The sequence below is a fragment of the Pseudomonas sp. LS-2 genome, from assembly GCF_003605735.1.
Taxonomy (GTDB): Bacteria; Pseudomonadota; Gammaproteobacteria; order Pseudomonadales; family Pseudomonadaceae; genus Aquipseudomonas.
Window position 1 is genome coordinate 156,701 of sequence record NZ_QXTJ01000045.1, and the last position, 18,912, is coordinate 175,612.

Consider the following 18,912-nt stretch of genomic DNA (forward strand, 5'->3'; position numbering starts at 1 on the left):
AGGACCCTTGGTTACTTGGGGTTATCAAGTAACCCGCCGAAGGCGGAACGCTTCTGCCGTTAGGCAGAACAAAAATCAGCGCCACCACAATCATCGGATATAACCACGACCCAAGCGCCAGAAAGCCGAATCTCAAAACCAGCCCTATAAAAAAACCCCGCCGAAGCGGGGTTCTTTATACAGCGAGGGGTAAGGCTGGCTTACATCATGCCGCCCATGCCACCCATGCCGCCCATGTCTGGCATGCCGCCGCCAGCTGGAGCCTTGTCGTCGACCACGTCAGCGATCATCGCTTCAGTGGTGATCATCAGGCTGGCAATGGAAGACGCCGCCTGCAGAGCAGAGCGAGTCACTTTGGCCGGGTCCAGGATACCCATTTCGATCATGTCGCCGTATTCGCCGGTGGCAGCGTTGTAACCGTAGTTACCCGAACCCTGCTTGACCTTGTCGACTACAACGCTTGGCTCATCACCCGAGTTGGCAACGATCTGACGCAGCGGCGCTTCAACAGCGCGACGCAGCAGAGCGATACCGACGTTCTGATCAGCGTTGTCGCCTTTCAGCTCGGAGATAGCTTGCAGCGAGCGAACCAGCGCCACGCCACCGCCAGGTACCACGCCTTCTTCAACGGCTGCGCGGGTTGCGTGCAGGGCGTCTTCAACGCGGGCTTTCTTCTCTTTCATTTCAACTTCGGAACCAGCACCGACCTTGATCACTGCAACGCCGCCCGACAGTTTGGCCAGACGCTCTTGCAGTTTTTCTTTGTCGTAGTCCGACGAAGTGTCACCGATTTGCTGACGGATCTGAGCGATACGTGCGTCGATGTCGGTTTTAACGCCGGCACCGTCGATGATGGTGGTGTTTTCTTTGTTCAGCACGACGCGCTTGGCGTTACCCAGGTGCTCCAGGGTGGTGCTTTCCAGGCTCAGACCGATTTCTTCGGAGATCACGGTACCGCCGGTCAGGACAGCGATGTCCTGCAGCATGGCCTTGCGACGGTCGCCGAAGCCTGGCGCCTTGACGGCTGCGACTTTGACGATGCCACGCATGTTGTTCACGACCAGAGTCGCCAGGGCTTCGCCTTCAACGTCTTCGGCAACGATCAGCAGAGGACGGCCAGCTTTCGCAACGGCTTCCAGAACTGGCAGCATTTCGCGGATGTTGGAGATCTTTTTGTCGACCAGCAGCAACAGCGGGCTGTCCAGCTCGGCGACCATGGTGTCCGGCTTGTTGATGAAGTACGGGGACAGGTAGCCACGGTCGAACTGCATGCCTTCTACGACCGACAGTTCGTTTTCCAGACCCGAACCTTCTTCAACGGTGATAACGCCGTCTTTGGTCACTTTTTCCATGGCTTCGGCAATGATGTCGCCGATGGAATTGTCGGAGTTGGCCGAGATGGTGCCGACCTGGGCGATCGCCTTGGTGTCGGTGCAAGGCTTGGACAGCGATTTCAGCTGAGCAACGATGGCGATGGTCGCCTTGTCGATGCCGCGCTTGAGGTCCATCGGGTTCATGCCGGCAGCGACGGCTTTCAGGCCTTCGTTGACGATGGCCTGAGCCAGAACGGTAGCGGTGGTGGTACCGTCACCAGCGTCGTCGTTAGCACGGGAGGCAACGTCTTTGACGAGCTGCGCGCCCATGTTTTCGAAACGGTCTTTGAGTTCGATTTCCTTGGCGACCGACACACCGTCTTTGGTGATCAGCGGAGCGCCGAAGCTTTTCTCGATGATGACGTTACGGCCTTTCGGGCCCAGCGTTGCTTTAACTGCGTCAGCCAGGACGTTCACACCGGCGAGCATTTTTTTACGGCCAACGTCGCCGAATTTAACTTCTTTAGCAGCCATGATCGATATTCCTTAAATACTTTGTAGTAACGGGAAAATGAGGGGGAACAACTCAGCCTTCGACGACCGCGAGAATTTCGTTCTCGCTCATCACCAGCAGGTCTTCGCCGTCTACTTTCACAGTGTTGCTGCCGGAGTAAGGGCCGAACACCACTTTGTCACCCACTTTCACAGCCAGCGCACGTACTTCGCCGTTGTCCAGGATGCGACCGGCACCGACGGCGATGATTTCGCCACGGTTTGGTTTCTCGGCAGCCGAACCCGGCAGAACGATACCGCCAGCAGTCTTGGTTTCTTCTTCGCTGCGACGGATTACGACGCGGTCATGCAGAGGACGAAGCTTCATTGTCGATCTCCTAATTATGGTTTTTGAACGCCCGGTGTTGGCACCGGCGGGTTAAAACATCCGGGCTTGCCGGTTACGGTTCGCGAGCGAACCGCAGAATACGGTCTGACGAAATGCGCCAGAAACCTTGCGGTGACCCATACATAAGGGCGAGCAACCTGATTACAAGGCTCACGAAAGAATTTTTTTAGTGCGATAAGGTCGCGAAAAGCAGTACGGCACCCGAAGGTGCCGTACTCACAGTAAGCAGGAATCACTTTTTATCGACCGGCTCGTACTCGCCCTCGATGACTTCACCTTCGATCACATCCGGCTGACGGGCACCCGGACGACCGGCCCCCGGATGAACGGGCCCGTTCGAACGCAGGTCATCGGCGAACGCACGCTGGCGACGGGCCTGATCTTCAGCGCGCTGACGCACCTTGCCCACCAACAGACGACGGGTGAATGGCATCAAACAGATCAGCCCCAGCACATCACTGATGAAACCCGGCAGTACCAGCAGGCCACCACCGATGGTCATCATCAGGCCATCGAGCATCTGCTGAGCGGGCAATTCGCCCCGCGCCAGACTTTCACGAGCACTCATCGCAGTCGCGAGACCGGCGACCCGCACCACGAAAACACCGAGCATGGAGCCTGCGACCACCAGGAGGAAGGTCGCCAGGAAGCCGATGGACATTCCGACTTTCACCAGCACGAACAGCTCGAGCACCGGAAAAAGCAATAAAAGCAGCAAAAAAGCGCGCATCAAATAGTTCCTCAACGGAAGAAGTCTTCCAGTAGACACTAGGTGATGTCGCAAGGTTGTAAATTCAAGCCTCGGCGGCTTCAACGGTGGGCCATTTTTCGGCGTGGGCCAGTTGGACCAAGGCTTGGCGCACTTGTGTCGGCGTATTACAAGGCTCGGCGAACGCCAGCCAGTAAAGCGCCTGGCCGATTCGCAGGTGCATGCCCTCGCTGTCGATACCGACCAGCACTGCGGGTTCAGACGCAGGCAGGCCCGCGAGCTGGACGTAATGTGCGATGGCTTTGGTGTGATCCTCGTTCATGTGCTCGACCATGCTGGTTTCAGCCGCGCCGGCGAACGGATTGGCCAAGGCCACGTCATCGAGCCAGTGAATCGCCCCGAACCCACCAATGAACCTGTAGCGCACAGGCGCCAGCACCCAGAAGTCGAAATCGTGAGCACTGTGATAACTCTCCGACTCGGGGAAATAACGGTAGTAGCGCTGCGCCGCAGCTTCGATGGCCGCCTCGTCTGTCACCTTCTGCGCTTCGGCCATGACCGTGACACGTCCGACAGCCTGAACATCCTCGGCGCCCCGCTCGCCCACCAGCATCGAGCACTTTGGGTCGCGTTGAAGGTTATGGGTGTGCTGAGCAATACGGCTGATGAGAATCAAAGGACGCCCTTGATCGTCGAGGCAGTAAGGCACCACCGAACCAAAGGGATAACCGGGCATCGACTTGGAATGGGTCGACAGCACGCCGCGATATTCCTTGAGCAGCAGGGCTCGGGCTTGCCGGTTGGCTTTGGCGCTCATGGTGTAACTCCTGAGGTTTGATCGACGATTCGAAAGGATGCGCAGCACTGCTGGGAGCGGCTGTCGCCACAAGATAATCGTTATCGTTGCAGGGTGCCAGATTGGCGAGGCGTGACGATTTCGCGGGGTTTTAACGTAAAAATTTCCGGAGCCGGGAGCGGGTACTCTGCGAGAGCCGCGAATGCGTCAGATCAGTCACGAGGGTGTCGGATGACCTCACGCATTCGCCAGCAAGCCAGCTTCTACAGGTTGTGCACATGCCTCAAAAGCGGCCTGACCAGAGCTGCTTTCGTCAACAACGACCTTACCAGGCCACGCCGAAACCAGCGGTGTAACGGGTCTTGTCCAGATCGCCGTCATCGGAGCCGCTGATGATGTTCTTCTCGGCCTTGACGTTGAGCGAGGCCCATTCGGTGACCTTGTAGCGCAGGCCGATTTCGGTATCCAGGCTATAATCGGCGACGCCGCTGATGGGCTTGCCGACTTCGCCGTTGGTGAAGAACTCGACCTTCTTGCCAATCAGGAAGCGGTTGTAATCCCAGGTACCGGACACCGAGTAGAAGTTGTCCTTCTCGCCGTTGGAATACTGGAAATCCGTGCGGTTGAGCAATGTGCCGACCTTGAACGCGCCCAGTTCGTCATCCCAGAACTGATAACCCGGGCCGGTACCGACCGTACGCTGACGACGCAGGTCTTCGATGTTGTCGTGCTTGTAAGTGAAGCGGCCATCCCAGAACCACTTGTCCGTGATGAAACGGTCGATGGAGTACTCGGCGTTCCAGTTATCGGTGGTGGTTTCTTCGTCCTGCGTTTCACGGTTGTACTCGCCTTCGGCGTTATGGCGCCATCTGCCGTGGGTCGCGGACGTTTTGAACGCAATGTTGTAGTCGTCGGTGTCCTTGTCGGCGCGCTGGAAATCCAGCGCCGCGTCGACGTTGCCCTTCCACACCAGATCAGTAACGACAGGCTTGGGCTTCATGATCTGCTGGATACTTGCCAGGTCGACGGTCTTCGGTGCATCGCCGTTGGCCAGCGTGACCTTGCCGTCATCGGCGGCATGCAGCGACTTGGAAATCTCGCCGGTGTAGGCGTCCTGCTTCACGAGCAAGTGTTGCTCGCTTTCGAGCGTCTTGACTTCCTTCCAGTCCAGCGGAATATCGCCTGCATATTTGGTATTGAGCAGCAGCTTCCCACCGTCGAAGACCTTGATGGTTCCGGTAAGCTTGTCCCCGTTCTTCAACCAGACGGTGTCGGCAAGCAAGGGAGTGGAGGCGCTGGTAATGGCAAGGCACAACAGTGTTCTGGACAACATAAGCAAAACGAGGCTCTGGTTCGCGGAGGACGGGCATTGTCCACAGGGATAATGTCGAGGCAATCCTTGGGACCGCCGGCACAGGTATCACTGACCGTGGGATATTTCCCTAGTTCCCTATCGAAAATTCCCGCTGCCTCTATAAACAGGAACGAACGCGTGATCGAACACACCTCCCCCACAAACGACCCGACCGGTATGTCCTCCGCAGAGGCCCGGCGCACGGCGCTCTACCTGACATTGCATCAGGTTCCCGAAGGCAAGGTCGTCAGCTATGGCCAATTGGCGGAGCTTGCCGGTTTAGGACGAGCGGCACGTTTCGTGGGCCGGACCCTGAGCCAGTTACCCGACGGCAGCACCTTGCCGTGGCACCGGGTTCTGGGCGCAGGCGGCAAGCTCAGCCTCGCCGCCGGAACCGTTTCAGGGGAAGAACAACGGGCACGATTGCGGGCTGAAGGCGTGACCATCCGTAACAATCGGGTCGATATGCAGCGTGATGGCTGGCGCCCGACAGAGCACAACGGTTAGAGTGCGCGCTTTGTTTACGTAAACTGAGGCAGATTTCAGCCCATGCCCCGCAAAACCTGGCGCGCCGCGCTCGCCGCATATGCCAGCCCCTCTACGTTAGTGCTGTTGTTGCTCGGCTTCGCTGCGGGCATGCCCTATATGTTGGTGTTTTCCACACTTTCAGTCTGGTTGCGTGAAGCCGGCGTCGCCCGTGAAACCATCGGCTACGCGAGCCTCATCGGTCTGGCTTACGCCTTCAAGTGGGTCTGGTCACCCCTGCTCGACCAATGGCGCCTGCCCTTGCTCGGCAAACTGGGGCGCAGACGCTCCTGGCTGGTGTTGTCTCAGACACTTGTGACCCTGGGCCTGATCGGCATGGGCTTCTGCGATCCGCAGCAGCACCTTTCCTGGTTGATCGCGATTGCGGTCGTCGTGGCATTCTCGTCCGCAACGCAGGACATCGCCATCGATGCCTACCGCCTGGAAATCGCCACCGACAGCCAGCAAGCCACCCTCGCCGCCAGCTACATGGCGGGATACCGCGTCGCGGCCCTGCTCGCGACCGCCGGGGCGCTGTACTTCGCAGAAGGTTTCGGTTCCACAGGCTTTGCCTACAAACACTCGGCCTGGACCGGCACCTACGTGCTGTTCGGGCTGTTGATGGTCCCGGCGCTGATCACTTCGCTGATCATGCGTGAGCCTGCGGTGCCGCTGCGCACGCAGCTGTCTGCGGCTCGCTACGGTTTCGCCCACCAGTTGGCGTCGGTCTTCGTGTTGATCATCCTTCTGGTGTCCGTGCCTGCGATGTTCACCCAGTTGTACAACACCGATTTCGCCAGCGTGCTGTTCGAAGGCACGACCTGGAAGAGCCTGCTGATGGAAGACCGCGCCTTCCTGCGTGCCATTCTCTACACGCTGCTTACTGCCGCTTGCCTGTCGTCCATGGGCCGTCGCGGCCTGGCACCCGTGCTCACGCCAGTCAACGACTTCATCCTGCGCTATCGCTGGCAGGCGCTGCTGCTGTTGGGGTTGATCGCCACCTATCGCATGTCCGACACGGTGATGGGCGTGATGGCCAACGTGTTCTACATCGATCAGGGCTTCACCAAGGACCAGATCGCCAGCGTCAGCAAGATCTTCGGCCTGGTCATGACACTGGGGGGCGCGGCGTTTGGCGGTTTGGCGATCGTGCGCTTCGGCATCCTGCCAATCCTGTTCATCGGCGGCGCCACGTCGGCTGCGACCAACCTGCTGTTTCTGATGCTGGCCGACATGGGCCCTAATCTGAAGATGCTGATCGTCACCATCTCGCTCGACAACTTCAGCTCGGGCCTTGCGACGTCAGCGTTCGTGGCCTACCTGTCGAGCCTGACCAACCTCAAGTTCTCGGCCACGCAATACGCGCTGCTCAGTTCGATCATGCTGCTGTTGCCGCGCCTGATCGGGGGATACTCCGGGGTGATGGTCGAGAAGCTGGGCTATCACAACTTTTTCCTGGCGACCGCACTGATGGGCGTGCCAACGCTGTTCATGATCGCGCTGCACTGGGCTCAAGAGGCGCGCAAGGACAAGCCGGACGAGGAAAACAAATCGGCTGAGACACCGGTGAGCGAACAGCCTTGATGTTCAGCTGATCCGGCGCCTGTAGCAGTCCGGCTTGCCGGCGGTGGCGTCCTTGAAATCGCTACCGCCGGCAAGCCGGACTGCTACAGGCGATCAAGCGATCCTGATAGCGCATCCAACAAAAAGCCCCGCACTCTCACGAGTCGGGGCTTTTGTCGTTTCAGCCGTAGCGATTAACGCTGCGTGGCAGGCTCTTGCTGCTCCCGCACCACGCGGATCACACGCTGCGGGAAAGGAATGTCGATGTTCTCGGCCTTCAGGCGATCACGCGCCTCGGCGTTGAGCATGAACATCACGTCCCAGTAGTCGGACGTCTTGGTCCAGATACGCAGCGAAACGGTGATCGAGCTGTCGCCCAGGGTCGAAATCACCGCCTGAGGCGCCGGGTCTTCCATCACGCGTGGATCCTTCGCCAGATCCAGCAATACCTGCCGGGCCTTTTGCAGGTCAGCGTCGTAATCGACGCCAACGTCGAACACCACCTTACGGGTCGGCTGACGGTTGGTATTGGTGATGATGCCGTTGGACAGGTTGCCGTTGGGCAGGATCACGGTTTTGTTGTCACCGGTGCGCAGAATGGTGTGGAAGATCTGGATGCTGTCGACGGTGCCAGCAACGCCCTGAGCCTCGATCCAGTCACCTATACGGAACGGACGGAACAGCAGAATCAGCACCCCGCCGGCGAAGTTCGCCAGACTGCCTTGCAGCGCCAGACCGATCGCCAGACCGGCAGCACCGATTGCCGCCACGAAGGACGTGGTTTCGACGCCAATCATCGACGCAACGCTGACGATCAGCAGAATCTTCAGAATGATATTGGCAAGGCTACTAATGAAGCCCTGCAGCGCAAGATCGACCTGACGAAATGCCAGTAGCGCGCCGACCTTGGTGGTCAGCTTGTTGATCAGCCACCAACCGACCAGCAGGACGACCAGCGCCAGCAGCACTTTGCTGCCGTATTGCATGACCATTGGAATCCAGGCCTGGGAGGCCTTGACCAGGCTGTTCACCTGGCCGTTCAAATCCAAATCCATTTAATTTCTCCTCGCGGTCGCGAAAACGGAAGACCGGAACGACAACGCCCGAGGCGTCATCGTTTCAGTGGGACCTGCACTCGGACGCACACAAACCCTTCAGGTTCCCTACGCGGAGGCAAATCAGAGACGCCATCAGTCGCGGAAGTTGTTGAACTGCAGCGGCATGCCGAACTCTTTGGCGCGCAGAGCCGCAATGGCTTCCTGCAGGTCATCGCGCTTCTTGCCGGTCACTCGTACCTGCTCGCCCTGAATAGCGGCCTGCACCTTGAGCTTGGCTTCCTTGATATGCGCAACGATTTTTTTCGCCAGCTCCTTGTCGATGCCTTCCTTGAGCGTGGCTTCCTGCTTCATGACCTTGCCGGACGCAAAGGCATCCTTCAGCTCCAGGCATTGCACATCGATCTTGCGCTTGACGAGTGCCAGCTTGAGGATCTCGATCATGGCTTCCAGTTGAAAGCCTTCTTCGGCGGTCATCTTGATCAGCAGGTCTTTTTCCGTGAACTCGAAGCTGCCTTTGCCTTTGAGGTCGTAGCGGCGGTCCAGCTCCTTGATCGCGTTGTCGACGGCATTCGTGACTTCGTGTTTATCCAGTTCGGACACTACGTCGAACGAGGGCATGTAGATTCTCCAATTGATACGGCGCGGCTCGATATGTAGATGGAGCACGCCTGACTTGACGGTATGAAAGCCCGGTCATTATAACGAGAGTTTTCCTATGTTCATGAGAGCCTGCGATGCCGATTTTGTTTTGTCTCTCGACGTGGGGTATTGACCTGTGGCGCAGCGGCCCTTGAAGTCCACGCCTTGGCATATTCTAGGCGCTGGCAGTCTGGGCGCTTTGTGGGCAACGCGACTCGCCCGGGCAGGCATGCCGGTGCGCCTGATATTGCGCAACGCAGCGCGCCTTGAGGCTTACAACGCCAAGGGCGGTCTGACCTTGAGCGAGCAGGGCCAGCGCCTGACGTTCGACATTGCGGCACAGACCATGGCCGCGCAGGAACCGATCCACCGTCTCTTGGTGGCGTGCAAGGCCTACGACGCCGAACAGGCTGTTGCCAGCGTCGCATCGCGCTTGGCCCCTGGGGCGGACATCCTGTTGCTGCAAAACGGCCTGGGCAGTCAGGACGCCGTGGCGGCGCGCGTTCCAGATGCGCACTGTATTTTCGTCTCGAGCACCGAAGGCGCGTTTCGAGACGAAGACTTCAGCGTTGTCTTTGCTGGCCAAGGCTTCAACTGGCTTGGCGACGGGCAGCAGACAGCCGAACCCGTCTGGCTCAGGGAACTGGCAGCAGCGGGGATTCCCCATCAATGGACACTCGATATCCTCGACCGCCTGTGGCGCAAGCTGGCGCTGAATTGTGCAATCAATCCGCTGACGGTGTTGTACGGCTGCCGCAACGGCGAATTGCAGGCGCATGACGAGGAACTTCGCGCATTGTGCGACGAACTGGTTCGAACGCTGCAACGTTGCGGCCAGCCTCGAGCGGCTATCGGTCTGCATGAAGAAGTGGTGCGAGTGATCAAAGCGACAGCGGCCAATTACTCGTCGATGTATCAGGATGTCGCTCAGGGACGACGTACCGAGATCAGCTATCTGCTGGGGCATGTCTGCAAGGCGGCTGAGCTGAGTGGGTACGATGTGCCGCTTATGAATCGGTTACGCGCTCAGTTGATCGATCACCTGATTGGCAAAGGCCTCCCCAGCAGTTGAAAGCCCTGTAGCAGTCCGGCTTGCCGGCGGTTGCGATCTTGCGGGCGTCACCGCTACAGGTGTGTTCCACGTCGTGACCGGTATTTGCGTTGAGGTGACCGGTGTCCGCCTTGCAGAGACATTTGCTTCGGTTGTGCATCGTGGGTTTGCTCAGGCCCTGAACAGCGCTAACCTGCCTGTTCCTCATTCGTCAGTGACCCCGTCCAATGCCATTGCGCCAGCGCCTCGAAAACCTGCCAGTCGGCCAGAAGCTCCTTGCCGCCTTGCTCGTCCTGCTGACTACCGTTCTACTGGTCGCCAACCTGACCTTCATCAGCGCGGCCTATTACATCTCTCAAGAAGCCATGGCACCTCAAGCCCTGCAGACCATCGGCCGGTTGATCAGCAACCCCGGCCTGTCGGAACAGGCGCTCTCCTCCCCCTACAACGCCCAGGCCCTGCTCAAGGAGCTGAAAAACTACGGCCCGTTGCGCGCCGCCGCCGTTTTCGACAGCAATGGCAATCGTCTGGCGCAAGTTCAACAGGGAGACAAGCTGCATCTGCCGGATCACTACCGCAACCTGGAAAGCTGGCGCATCACCGAATTCCGCAACACTCAGGTCATTCCGATTCCCAAACAAGGCCAGGCACCCGGCCACCTTTTGCTGGTCGCGAGCAGCGAGCTTCCCACTGCGTTTTACACCGGCACGCTGACTGCCAGCCTCGGCATCCTGATTTTCAGCGTGCTGCTGTGGGCCGGCGTTGCACGGCAGATTCGCCGTTTCATCACGGAGCCCATTTACCTGCTCGAACAACTGTCGCGCCGAGTCACTCGCGAAGAAAACTACGCCCTGCGCGCCGGAACGGGCAATCGTGACGAAATCGGTTCGCTGGCCGAGGCTTTCAACACGATGCTGTCGCGGATGGAAGCCCGCGAGCAGCAACTCAAGCGCGCTCGCGATGACTCTCAGGAGGCTTACGATCAGGCTCAGGGATTGGCAGAAGAAACCCGCCACACCAATCGCAAGCTGGAGCTGGAGGTTCAGGTACGGAGCAAGATCGAGAAAAAACTCACGGGGTTTCAGAACTATCTGAACAGCATCATCGACTCAATGCCCTCGGCCTTGATCGCGCTGGATGAGCAGTTGTACGTCACCCAGTGGAATCAGGAGGCCGGCGCACTTTCCGGGACCCCGCTGGACGAAGCCCTGAATCAACCGATCTTCCTGGCATTCCCGCCGATGAAATCTTTCCTGCCGCAGATCAAGCAGACCGTCGAACGCCACACGGTGACCAAGATCGAGCGCGTGACCTGGGTCAAGGGAGAAGTCACCCGGCACTATGCGCTGACCTTCTACCCGCTGACCGGCGGCGCCGGGCGTGGCGTGGTTATCCGCATCGACGACATCACCCAGCGCCTGTCGCTGGAGGACATGATGGTGCAGTCGGAAAAGATGCTCTCAGTGGGTGGGCTGGCGGCTGGCATGGCGCACGAGATCAACAACCCGCTCGGCGCGATCATGCACAACGTGCAGAACATCCGTCGGCGTCTGTCTCCGGAGCTTCCGAAAAACCAGGAGCAGGCCGAACAGGACGGCATCGAGCTGAGCGCCGTGAATCAATACCTGAGCGCCCGGGAAGTCCCGCAATTGCTCGACGGCATCCAGCAGGCGGGAGCACGGGCGGCGAAGATCGTCAGCCATATGCTCAGTTTCAGCCGGCGCAGCAACCGGCAGATGGCGCCTTGCGACCTGCCGGCACTGATCGATCAGGCGGTGGAAATCGCCAGCAACGATTTCGACCTGACCATCGGCTTCGACTTCAAGGGCCAGAACATCATTCGCCAGTTCGACCCCGGGCTCGGGCCCGTCCCCGGCACGGCTAACGAGCTGGAGCAAGTGCTGCTCAATCTGCTGAAGAACGCCGCGCAGGCGATCCACCAGCGCGAGAACGAAACCGAGCCGGGCCGGATCATCCTGCGCACACGACTGAACCCGCCCTGGGCAGAGATTCAGGTCGAGGACAACGGCATCGGCATGTCGGAGGCTGTGCGCAAGCGGACCTTCGAGCCGTTCTTCACCACCAAGGAAATCGGTCAGGGCACCGGGCTTGGGCTGTCCGTGTCGTACTTCATCATCACCAACAATCACAAGGGCCAGATGGAGGTGCACTCCACGCTGGGCCAGGGCACCTGTTTCACGCTGCGCCTGCCTTTGGTGGGCAACACGATGAACGTGCCCGCCCCACAGATCATTGGCCAGAACGACCGGGAGTAGCACCATGGGATTTCGCTTGTCGAAGATTTACACACGCACCGGCGACAAGGGGGAAACCGGGCTCGGTGATGGCCGCCGTGTGCCCAAGGACCATCCGCGCATCGAAGCGATTGGCGAAGTCGACACGCTGAACAGCCAGTTGGGTTTGCTGCTGGCCGGACTTGAAGGGCTCGTCGGCGCGGTGCCAGCGATGCAGGACATCATTGATGTTCTGGGGCCTTGCCAACACCGCCTGTTCGACTTGGGCGGCGAACTGGCAATGCCGGAATATCAGGCGCTGAATGCCCAGGAGATCGAACGGCTGGAGGCGGCAATCGATCTATGGAACGAGGAACTGGGTCCGCTGGAAAACTTCATTCTGCCTGGCGGCTCGGCACTGATCGCCCAGGCGCACGTATGCCGCAGCCTGGCGCGCACGGCCGAGCGACGTTGTCAGCAGTTGAACGCCATCGAGCCACTGGCGGGCGTGGGACTGGCGTATATCAATCGGTTATCGGATCTGCTGTTCGTCGCAGCGCGTCTGATTGCGCGTCGCCAAGATGTCGGGGAGATTCTGTGGCAGGCGGCGAAGAAGCCGGAGTGAACGAGACAGGACGCAGTAACTTCCCTGTAGCAGCACGTCTTGCCGGCGGTGGCGATTTCTAAAACGCCACCGCCGGCAAGCCGTGCTGCTACAGGGCAGGACATCCGTACGAGGCGTCAATTAAAGCCTTGCGGCCAGAACGCCCGGATCCCCGCCACGCCCTGCGCGCCGCTTTCCCACGCCTGCTGACGCTCGTCCGGGCCAACACCACCGAGCAGATAAACCGGTTTGCCGAACCCATCGATCAATTCCCGCGCCCTCTCCCATCCCAGCGGCTGGGCATCGGGATGAGTCTGGGTGGGTTGCACTGGCGACAGTGTCACGAAATCCACACCCATCTGCTCCGCCAGCGACAACTCTTCAGCATTGTGGCACGAAGCGGCCAGCCAGCGCTCTGCGGGGAACGGACGCCCCTTACTGGCGTATTTGCGCAGCTGCTCGCTGGTCAGGTGCCAACCCGCTGCTGGAAAGTCGCCCAGCCACTCAAGCGGGCCTTTGAGCATCAATTGCGCCTTGCCCGCACACAGCCCGACTGCGTCCACTGCCACATCCCGATACTTGGGGTCATAGCCGTTCGGTGCGCGCAATTGAATCAGCTTGATGCCCGAGGCGATCGCTTTCTGCATGCCTTGCAACAGCTGTGGGGTATCCAGCGCATCCGGGGTAATCAGGTACTCGCCCGGTAAGCGCGCAGCAGCGACAATCGGCTGATTGGCCGCAGGAAATTCATACTCGGCCAGTTCCCGATTCGACACCCAGGCCAACGGCTGACCTTCGGCGCCATGCGGCTCGCCGGTAAACGAGGAGACTTCCCAGACATCCAGCAACACCTGCTTGTCGGGGTAATCATGCTTGATCTTGATCAGAGGACGCGCCCGGGCGACGACGATGCCCAGCTCTTCCTTCAGCTCGCGAGAAAGAGCCGCTTCGACGGTTTCGTCCGGTTCAACCTTGCCACCGGGAAACTCCCACAAACCGCCCTGGTGCTGTTTATCAGCGCGCCGGGCAATGAGAATCCTGCCGTCGGTGCCACGGATGACCGCGGCGGCTACATGGATACGTTTCACGTTCAGCCTTCCTCTAAAACTGTCCGCCGCGCCGCGATGAGGGCGTCGACGCCCCTGTAGCAGTCCGGCTTGCCGGCGGGAGCGTTCTTGAATACGCCGCCGGCAAGCCGTGCTGCTACACATCAGCAGCGCTTGGTAGACCTGTAATCAGGTGCGGTATTCCGCGTTGATCTTCACGTATTCGTGGGACAGATCGGTTGTCCAGATCGTTTCGCTGCAACTGCCACGGCCCAGCTCGATGCGGATGGTGATTTCTTCTTCAGCCATCACCGCCGAACCCTGCGCTTCGGTGTAAGTTGACGCACGAGCCCCTTTGCTGGCAATGCACACGCCACTGAGGAACACGTCGATCTTGCTGACGTCCAGATCAGGCACGCCCGCGCGGCCGACAGCGGCCAGAATGCGACCCCAGTTCGGATCGGACGCGAACAGCGCGGTCTTGATCAGCGGCGAGTGAGCGACGGTGTAGCCGACGTCCAGGCACTCCTGATGGCTGCCGCCGCCATTGACTTCAACCGTCACGAACTTGGTCGCGCCTTCGCCGTCACGCACGATGGCTTGAGCCACATCCATGCACACTTCAAACACGGCCTTTTTCAGGGCGTCGAACAGCGGACCTTGGGCTTCGGTCACTTCCGGCAGATTGGCCTGGCCGGTGGCGATCAGCATGCAGCAGTCGTTGGTCGAGGTATCGCCGTCGATGGTGATGCGGTTGAACGACTTGTTGGCCCCGTCACGGATCAGGTCTTGCAGTACGCTCTGAGAGACTTTCGCGTCGGTGGCGATGTAACCGAGCATGGTCGCCATGTTCGGCCGGATCATGCCGGCGCCTTTGCTGATGCCGGTGACCGTCACGGTCACGCCGTCGATCTGGAACTGACGGCTGGCGCCTTTGGGCAGCGTGTCGGTGGTCATGATGCCGGTGGCCGCAGCCGCCCAGTTATCCACTGACAGGTCATCCAGCGCGGCTTGCAGTGCGCCTTCGATCTTTTCCACGGGCAACGGCTCGCCGATCACGCCCGTCGAGAACGGCAGCACCGCGCTGGCATCGACGCCCGTGATTTCGGCGAGCTTGGCGGTGGTGCGTTCGGCAGCAACCAGACCTGGCTCACCGGTGCCCGCATTGGCGTTGCCAGTGTTGGTCAGCAGATAACGCACGGTGCCTTGCACGCGCTGTTTGGACAGGATCACCGGTGCCGCGCAAAACGCGTTCAAGGTGAATACGCCTGCAACGCTGGAGCCTTCGGCGCAGCGCATGACCACTACGTCTTTGCGACCGGGACGCTTGATGCCGGCAGAGGCGATGCCAAGTTCAAAACCGGGCACCGGGTGCAGCGTCGGCAGAGGACCAAGACCAACAGCCATGAAATGCGCTCCTTGAGAGATAGCCACGCCGTCCGGCTGAACCGGTACGGCTCGATCAAATTGAAAAACGCCGCGACGGCTAGGCCGGTCGCGGCGCGGTGTTACGGTTCAGATGCAGCCGGTCGACGGTGTCGACTCAGTTGATCTGACCGTGGCAATGTTTGAACTTCTTGCCCGAACCACACCAGCACAGCTCGTTACGACCCAGTTTCTGATCATTGCGAACCGGCGACATCGCGGTGGCTGCCGCGACGGCGACATCATCGCCCTCTTCGGCCAATGCCAGAGGCTGGTCCAGACCTGGAGCTTCGGCGTGCTGGAACTGCATGCGCTGAGCCAGTTCTTCGGCTTCGCGACGCAGGCGCGCCTCTTCTTCGGCCGGATCTTCGCGGCGAACCTGAACGTGTGACAGCACACGAATGGTGTCGCGCTTGATCGAATCCAGCAGCTCCTGGAACAGGGTGAACGACTCGCGCTTGTACTCCTGCTTCGGGTTCTTCTGAGCGTAACCGCGCAGATGGATACCGTGACGCAGGTGGTCCATGGTCGACAGGTGGTCTTTCCAGAGATCGTCCAGTACGCGCAGCAGAATCTGCTTCTCGAAAGTACGCAGGGCTTCGGCGCTGGCCTGGTCTTCTTTCTCGTTGTAAGCCGACATGATGGCTTCCAGGAGCTTGGGACGCAGGTTTTCTTCGTGCAGGTGATCGTCTTCGTCGAGCCACTGCTGAATCGGCAGCTTGACGCCGAAATCGGTGTTCAACGCAGCTTCCAGACCGGTCACGTCCCACTGTTCTGGCAGCGACTGTGGAGGAATGTGAGCGCTGATGGTCGCGTCGAGGACTTCTTCGCGGAACTCGGCGATGGTGTCACCAATGTTGGTCGCAGCCAGCAGGCTGTTACGCATGTGGTAGATCACTTTACGCTGTTCGTTGGAAACGTCGTCGAACTCGAGCAGTTGCTTGCGAATGTCGAAGTTGCGGCCTTCAACCTTGCGCTGTGCCTTCTCGATGGCGTTGGTCACCATGCGGTGCTCGATTGCCTCGCCGGACTGCATCCCCAGCGCCTTCATGAAATTCTTCACCCGGTCAGAGGCGAAAATGCGCATCAGGCTGTCTTCCAGCGACAGGTAGAAACGGCTGGAACCGGTGTCACCCTGACGGCCGGCACGACCACGCAGCTGGTTGTCGATACGACGGGACTCGTGGCGCTCGGAAGCGATCACGTGCAGACCACCCGCTTCGATCACTTGCTGGTGACGCTTCTGCCAGTCGGCCTTGATCTGCGCGATCTGCTCAGGAGTTGGGTCTTCGAGGCTGGCGACTTCGACTTCCCAGTTACCGCCCAACAGAATGTCGGTACCACGACCGGCCATGTTGGTGGCGATGGTCAGGGCGCCCGGACGACCGGCCTGGGCAATGATCTCAGCTTCTTTTTCGTGGAACTTGGCGTTCAGAACCTTGTGATCGATGCCTTCCTTGCGCAGCAGATTGGACATGTGCTCGGAGGTTTCGATGGTCGCCNGGTGATGATGGCCGCGTACTTCTCTTCGGCGGTCAGGTACACCAGGTCGTTGAAGTCCTTACGCGCCAACGGCTTGTTCGGCGGAATGACCATCACGGCCAGGGTATAGATCTGGTGGAATTCGAACGCTTCGGTGTCTGCGGTACCGGTCATGCCGGACAGCTTGTTGTACAGACGGAAGTAGTTCTGGAACGTGGTCGAGGCCAGGGTCTGGCTCTCGGCCTGAATGTTCAGGTGCTCTTTGGCTTCGATTGCCTGGTGCAGGCCTTCGGACAGACGACGACCCGGCATGGTACGACCGGTGTGTTCGTCGACCAGCAGGATCTGGCCGTCCTGGACGATATATTCCACGTTGCGGTGGAACAGTTTGTGCGCACGCAGACCGGCATAGACGTGAGTCAGCAGGCCCAGGTTGTGGGCCGAGTACAGGCTTTCGCCCTCAGCCAGCAAGCCGACTTCGGTGAGCATCTCTTCGATGAACTGGTGACCGGACTCGTTCAGCTCCACCTGACGGGATTTCTCGTCGATGGTGAAGTGACCTTGCTTGGTGACCTGGCCTTCCACTTCCTCGATGTGCTGTTCGAGTTTAGGGATCAGCTTGTTGATTTCGGTATAGAGCTTGGAGCTGTCTTCGGCCTGACCGGAGATGATCAGCGGGGTACGGGCTTCGTCGATGAGGATCGAGTCCACTTCGTCGATCACTGCAAAATTGAGTTCGCGCTGGAATTTGTCTTCCAGGCTGAACGCCATGTTGTCGCGCAGGTAGTCGAATCCGAATTCGTTGTTGGTGCCGTAGGTGATGTCCGAGCCGTAAGCGGCGCGTTTCTCTTCAGGCGGCTGGAATGGCGTGACGACGCCCACGCTCAAACCAAGGAATTCGTACAGCGGACGCATCCAGTTGGCGTCACGACGGGCCAGATAGTCGTTCACAGTGACGACGTGCACGCCCTTGCCGGACAGTGCGTTGAGGTATACCGCCAGTGTCGCCACCAGGGTTTTACCTTCACCGGTACGCATCTCGGCGATCATGCCTTCGTGCAGCGTCATGCCGCCGATCAGCTGAACGTCGAAGTGGCGCATCCCCATGATGCGTTTACCCGCCTCACGGCAAACCGCGAAGGCTTCAGGCAGGAGCTTATCGAGGGTCTCACCTTTGGCGATGCGGGCCTTGAACTCTTCGGTCTTGGCGCGCAGTTGCTCGTCCGAAAGGGCCACCATTTGCTCTTCGAAGCTGTTGACGACCTGAACCGTCTTGAGCATGCGCTTCACTTCGCGCTCGTTCTTGCTTCCGAAAAGTTTTTTTAACAAAGGTGCAAACATATCGACAGGATCTTCCACACATAGGGATGGAGGGCGGCCCCGTGAGTCGCCCGTGCAGCCCTCATGGCCGCATGCGAACGAGCATTCTACCCGGAAATGGTGGTGAGGAAAGTGGCGTTATTCCACGATGCTGGCGCAGCAATGTTACGGGGCAGAAGTACAATAGGGGCATTTCTTCGGACTTCAACCCATCGAGGGCAGAAGTTTGATTAATGTTTTTTCATAATGGCGCCAGATGCTTAGCGCTGAAATCGGCAGCCAGGTGGCTGCACCGGGCTTTCTGATAACATCATGCCTACGTACCAGCAGGCACCTTTCATGGCATTTCGTCCTTTACCGGCTCGCGCACCGGCCGTTCTTTTGCGCGAAGCCAGGCCGCTCAAAGCCATTTTCAACCATGCGCAACGTCTGGCGCATTTGCAGCGGCTACTGGAAAGTCAATTGCAGCCGGCGGCCCGGGCACACTGCCACGTGGCCTCCTGGCGAGAAGGTACGCTGCTGCTTATTGTCACAGACGGGCACTGGGCGACGCGGTTGCGGTATCAGCAGAAGCGTTTGCAGCGGCAACTGGTGGCTTTCAAGGAGTTTGCCAATCTCACTCGACTCCAGCTCAAGGTACAGCCTGCGACGACCCATAGGGCTGCCGTTGGTCATTCCAGAGATCTGTCGAATGCTGCGGCCGAGTCGATCAGTTCTACGGCCGAGGGCATCACCGATCCCAAGCTGAAGGCAGCGCTGGAACGATTGGCGGCGCACGGAAAACCTAAAACATCAGGCGTGTCATGAGGGCGCTGGCGACTTGGAGGCAAAGCAGGCGTCGCGTAATAGTCAACGCAACATGCATGTGCCAATGACCAGCAGCGACCCTAAC

General features: G+C 59.4%; 16 protein-coding genes and 1 pseudogene. 6 read left to right on the plus strand and 11 right to left on the minus strand.

The genetic code is table 11. The annotated features are described in order from the left end of the window. Positions 1 to 200 precede the first annotated feature (200 nt). The 5 genes from groL to D3M70_RS29280 all read right to left on the minus strand — a co-directional run bounded on the left by groL (position 201) and on the right by D3M70_RS29280 (position 5,052). Positions 201 to 1,847, minus strand: coding sequence for a chaperonin GroEL (groL, locus tag D3M70_RS29255; RefSeq protein ID WP_120129515.1), 1,647 nt, complete (start codon positions 1,845 to 1,847; stop codon positions 201 to 203). Between the two features lie 52 nt (positions 1,848 to 1,899). Beyond that, the gene (locus tag D3M70_RS29260; protein ID WP_062384143.1) at positions 1,900 to 2,193 is read right to left on the minus strand and encodes a co-chaperone GroES; all 294 of its coding nucleotides are present in this window, start codon (positions 2,191 to 2,193) and stop codon (positions 1,900 to 1,902) included. A gap of 253 nt (positions 2,194 to 2,446) precedes the next feature. Next, the gene (locus D3M70_RS29270) at positions 2,447 to 2,944 is read right to left on the minus strand and encodes an FxsA family protein (protein WP_120129518.1); all 498 of its coding nucleotides are present in this window, start codon (positions 2,942 to 2,944) and stop codon (positions 2,447 to 2,449) included. 64 nt (positions 2,945 to 3,008) lie between these two features. Next, positions 3,009 to 3,740 carry a HugZ family protein gene (locus D3M70_RS29275; RefSeq protein WP_120129519.1) on the minus strand — a complete coding sequence of 244 codons (732 nt, stop codon included), beginning with the start codon at positions 3,738 to 3,740 and terminating at the stop codon, positions 3,009 to 3,011. A gap of 304 nt (positions 3,741 to 4,044) precedes the next feature. Next, positions 4,045 to 5,052: a DUF481 domain-containing protein gene (locus tag D3M70_RS29280; protein ID WP_120129521.1), complete on the minus strand. Its 1,008-nt coding sequence runs from the start codon at positions 5,050 to 5,052 to the stop codon at positions 4,045 to 4,047. A 198-nt stretch (positions 5,053 to 5,250) separates the two neighbouring features. Between D3M70_RS29280 and D3M70_RS29285 the strand changes: the two genes are divergently transcribed. Together D3M70_RS29285 and D3M70_RS29290 are read left to right on the plus strand one after the other, a co-directional pair. Continuing rightward, positions 5,251 to 5,580, plus strand: a complete 330-nt coding sequence (locus tag D3M70_RS29285) for an MGMT family protein (RefSeq protein WP_120129901.1) — start codon at positions 5,251 to 5,253, stop codon at positions 5,578 to 5,580. A 42-nt stretch (positions 5,581 to 5,622) separates the two neighbouring features. Continuing rightward, complete coding sequence (locus D3M70_RS29290; RefSeq protein ID WP_120129522.1) at positions 5,623 to 7,182, plus strand: AmpG family muropeptide MFS transporter; 1,560 nt, start codon at positions 5,623 to 5,625, stop codon at positions 7,180 to 7,182. A gap of 173 nt (positions 7,183 to 7,355) precedes the next feature. On the opposite strand, the gene D3M70_RS29295 is transcribed toward D3M70_RS29290, so the two are convergent. Both D3M70_RS29295 and D3M70_RS29300 read right to left on the minus strand, forming a co-directional pair. After that, the gene (locus D3M70_RS29295; protein WP_120129903.1) at positions 7,356 to 8,210 is read right to left on the minus strand and encodes a mechanosensitive ion channel family protein; all 855 of its coding nucleotides are present in this window, start codon (positions 8,208 to 8,210) and stop codon (positions 7,356 to 7,358) included. 141 nt (positions 8,211 to 8,351) lie between these two features. Continuing rightward, positions 8,352 to 8,837 (minus strand): YajQ family cyclic di-GMP-binding protein, encoded by a 486-nt coding sequence (locus D3M70_RS29300; RefSeq protein ID WP_081565304.1) that lies wholly within the window; start codon positions 8,835 to 8,837, stop codon positions 8,352 to 8,354. A gap of 172 nt (positions 8,838 to 9,009) precedes the next feature. Here D3M70_RS29300 and D3M70_RS29305 point away from each other — a divergent pair, with 172 nt between their 5' ends. The 3 genes from D3M70_RS29305 (at position 9,010) to D3M70_RS29315 (ending at position 12,768) form a co-directional block, all read left to right on the plus strand. Beyond that, the gene (locus D3M70_RS29305) at positions 9,010 to 9,930 is read left to right on the plus strand and encodes a putative 2-dehydropantoate 2-reductase (protein WP_120129524.1); all 921 of its coding nucleotides are present in this window, start codon (positions 9,010 to 9,012) and stop codon (positions 9,928 to 9,930) included. A gap of 206 nt (positions 9,931 to 10,136) precedes the next feature. Then, the gene (locus D3M70_RS29310) at positions 10,137 to 12,185 is read left to right on the plus strand and encodes an ATP-binding protein (protein ID WP_120129526.1); all 2,049 of its coding nucleotides are present in this window, start codon (positions 10,137 to 10,139) and stop codon (positions 12,183 to 12,185) included. A 4-nt stretch (positions 12,186 to 12,189) separates the two neighbouring features. Next, positions 12,190 to 12,768, plus strand: coding sequence for a cob(I)yrinic acid a,c-diamide adenosyltransferase (locus D3M70_RS29315; protein ID WP_120129528.1), 579 nt, complete (start codon positions 12,190 to 12,192; stop codon positions 12,766 to 12,768). A gap of 116 nt (positions 12,769 to 12,884) precedes the next feature. On the opposite strand, the gene D3M70_RS29320 is transcribed toward D3M70_RS29315, so the two are convergent. The 4 genes and pseudogenes from D3M70_RS29320 to D3M70_RS33810 form a co-directional block, all read right to left on the minus strand. Next, the gene (locus tag D3M70_RS29320) at positions 12,885 to 13,835 is read right to left on the minus strand and encodes a Nudix family hydrolase (RefSeq protein WP_120129529.1); all 951 of its coding nucleotides are present in this window, start codon (positions 13,833 to 13,835) and stop codon (positions 12,885 to 12,887) included. Between the two features lie 147 nt (positions 13,836 to 13,982). After that, complete coding sequence (gene argJ, locus D3M70_RS29325; protein ID WP_120129531.1) at positions 13,983 to 15,200, minus strand: bifunctional glutamate N-acetyltransferase/amino-acid acetyltransferase ArgJ; 1,218 nt, start codon at positions 15,198 to 15,200, stop codon at positions 13,983 to 13,985. Between the two features lie 136 nt (positions 15,201 to 15,336). Next, a partial coding sequence (locus D3M70_RS33805; RefSeq protein WP_256660032.1) for an SEC-C metal-binding domain-containing protein occupies positions 15,337 to 16,720 on the minus strand: 1,384 nt, incomplete at its 5' end. A 1-nt stretch (position 16,721) separates the two neighbouring features. Further along, positions 16,722 to 18,041: pseudogene (locus D3M70_RS33810) on the minus strand (DEAD/DEAH box helicase); the annotation flags it as partial. 318 nt (positions 18,042 to 18,359) lie between these two features. Here D3M70_RS33810 and D3M70_RS29335 point away from each other — a divergent pair. Next, a complete protein-coding gene (locus tag D3M70_RS29335; protein WP_120129532.1) occupies positions 18,360 to 18,827 on the plus strand; it encodes a DUF721 domain-containing protein in 468 nt (155 codons plus the stop codon). Positions 18,828 to 18,912: the final 85 nt, after the last annotated feature.

Excerpts from the sequence above, each read along its gene's own strand:
- groL (WP_120129515.1), bottom strand. The coding sequence starts at position 1,847 with ATGGCTGCTAAAGAAGTTAAATTCGGCGACGTTGGCCGTAAAAAAATG.
- D3M70_RS29260 (WP_062384143.1), bottom strand. The coding sequence starts at position 2,193 with ATGAAGCTTCGTCCTCTGCATGACCGCGTCGTAATCCGTCGCAGCGAA.
- D3M70_RS29270 (WP_120129518.1), bottom strand. The coding sequence starts at position 2,944 with ATGCGCGCTTTTTTGCTGCTTTTATTGCTTTTTCCGGTGCTCGAGCTG.
- D3M70_RS29275 (WP_120129519.1), bottom strand. The coding sequence starts at position 3,740 with ATGAGCGCCAAAGCCAACCGGCAAGCCCGAGCCCTGCTGCTCAAGGAA.
- D3M70_RS29280 (WP_120129521.1), bottom strand. The coding sequence starts at position 5,052 with ATGTTGTCCAGAACACTGTTGTGCCTTGCCATTACCAGCGCCTCCACT.
- D3M70_RS29285 (WP_120129901.1), top strand. The coding sequence starts at position 5,251 with ATGTCCTCCGCAGAGGCCCGGCGCACGGCGCTCTACCTGACATTGCAT.
- D3M70_RS29290 (WP_120129522.1), top strand. The coding sequence starts at position 5,623 with ATGCCCCGCAAAACCTGGCGCGCCGCGCTCGCCGCATATGCCAGCCCC.
- D3M70_RS29300 (WP_081565304.1), bottom strand. The coding sequence starts at position 8,837 with ATGCCCTCGTTCGACGTAGTGTCCGAACTGGATAAACACGAAGTCACG.
- D3M70_RS29310 (WP_120129526.1), top strand. The coding sequence starts at position 10,137 with ATGCCATTGCGCCAGCGCCTCGAAAACCTGCCAGTCGGCCAGAAGCTC.
- D3M70_RS29315 (WP_120129528.1), top strand. The coding sequence starts at position 12,190 with ATGGGATTTCGCTTGTCGAAGATTTACACACGCACCGGCGACAAGGGG.
- argJ (WP_120129531.1), bottom strand. The coding sequence starts at position 15,200 with ATGGCTGTTGGTCTTGGTCCTCTGCCGACGCTGCACCCGGTGCCCGGT.
- D3M70_RS29335 (WP_120129532.1), top strand. The coding sequence starts at position 18,360 with ATGGCATTTCGTCCTTTACCGGCTCGCGCACCGGCCGTTCTTTTGCGC.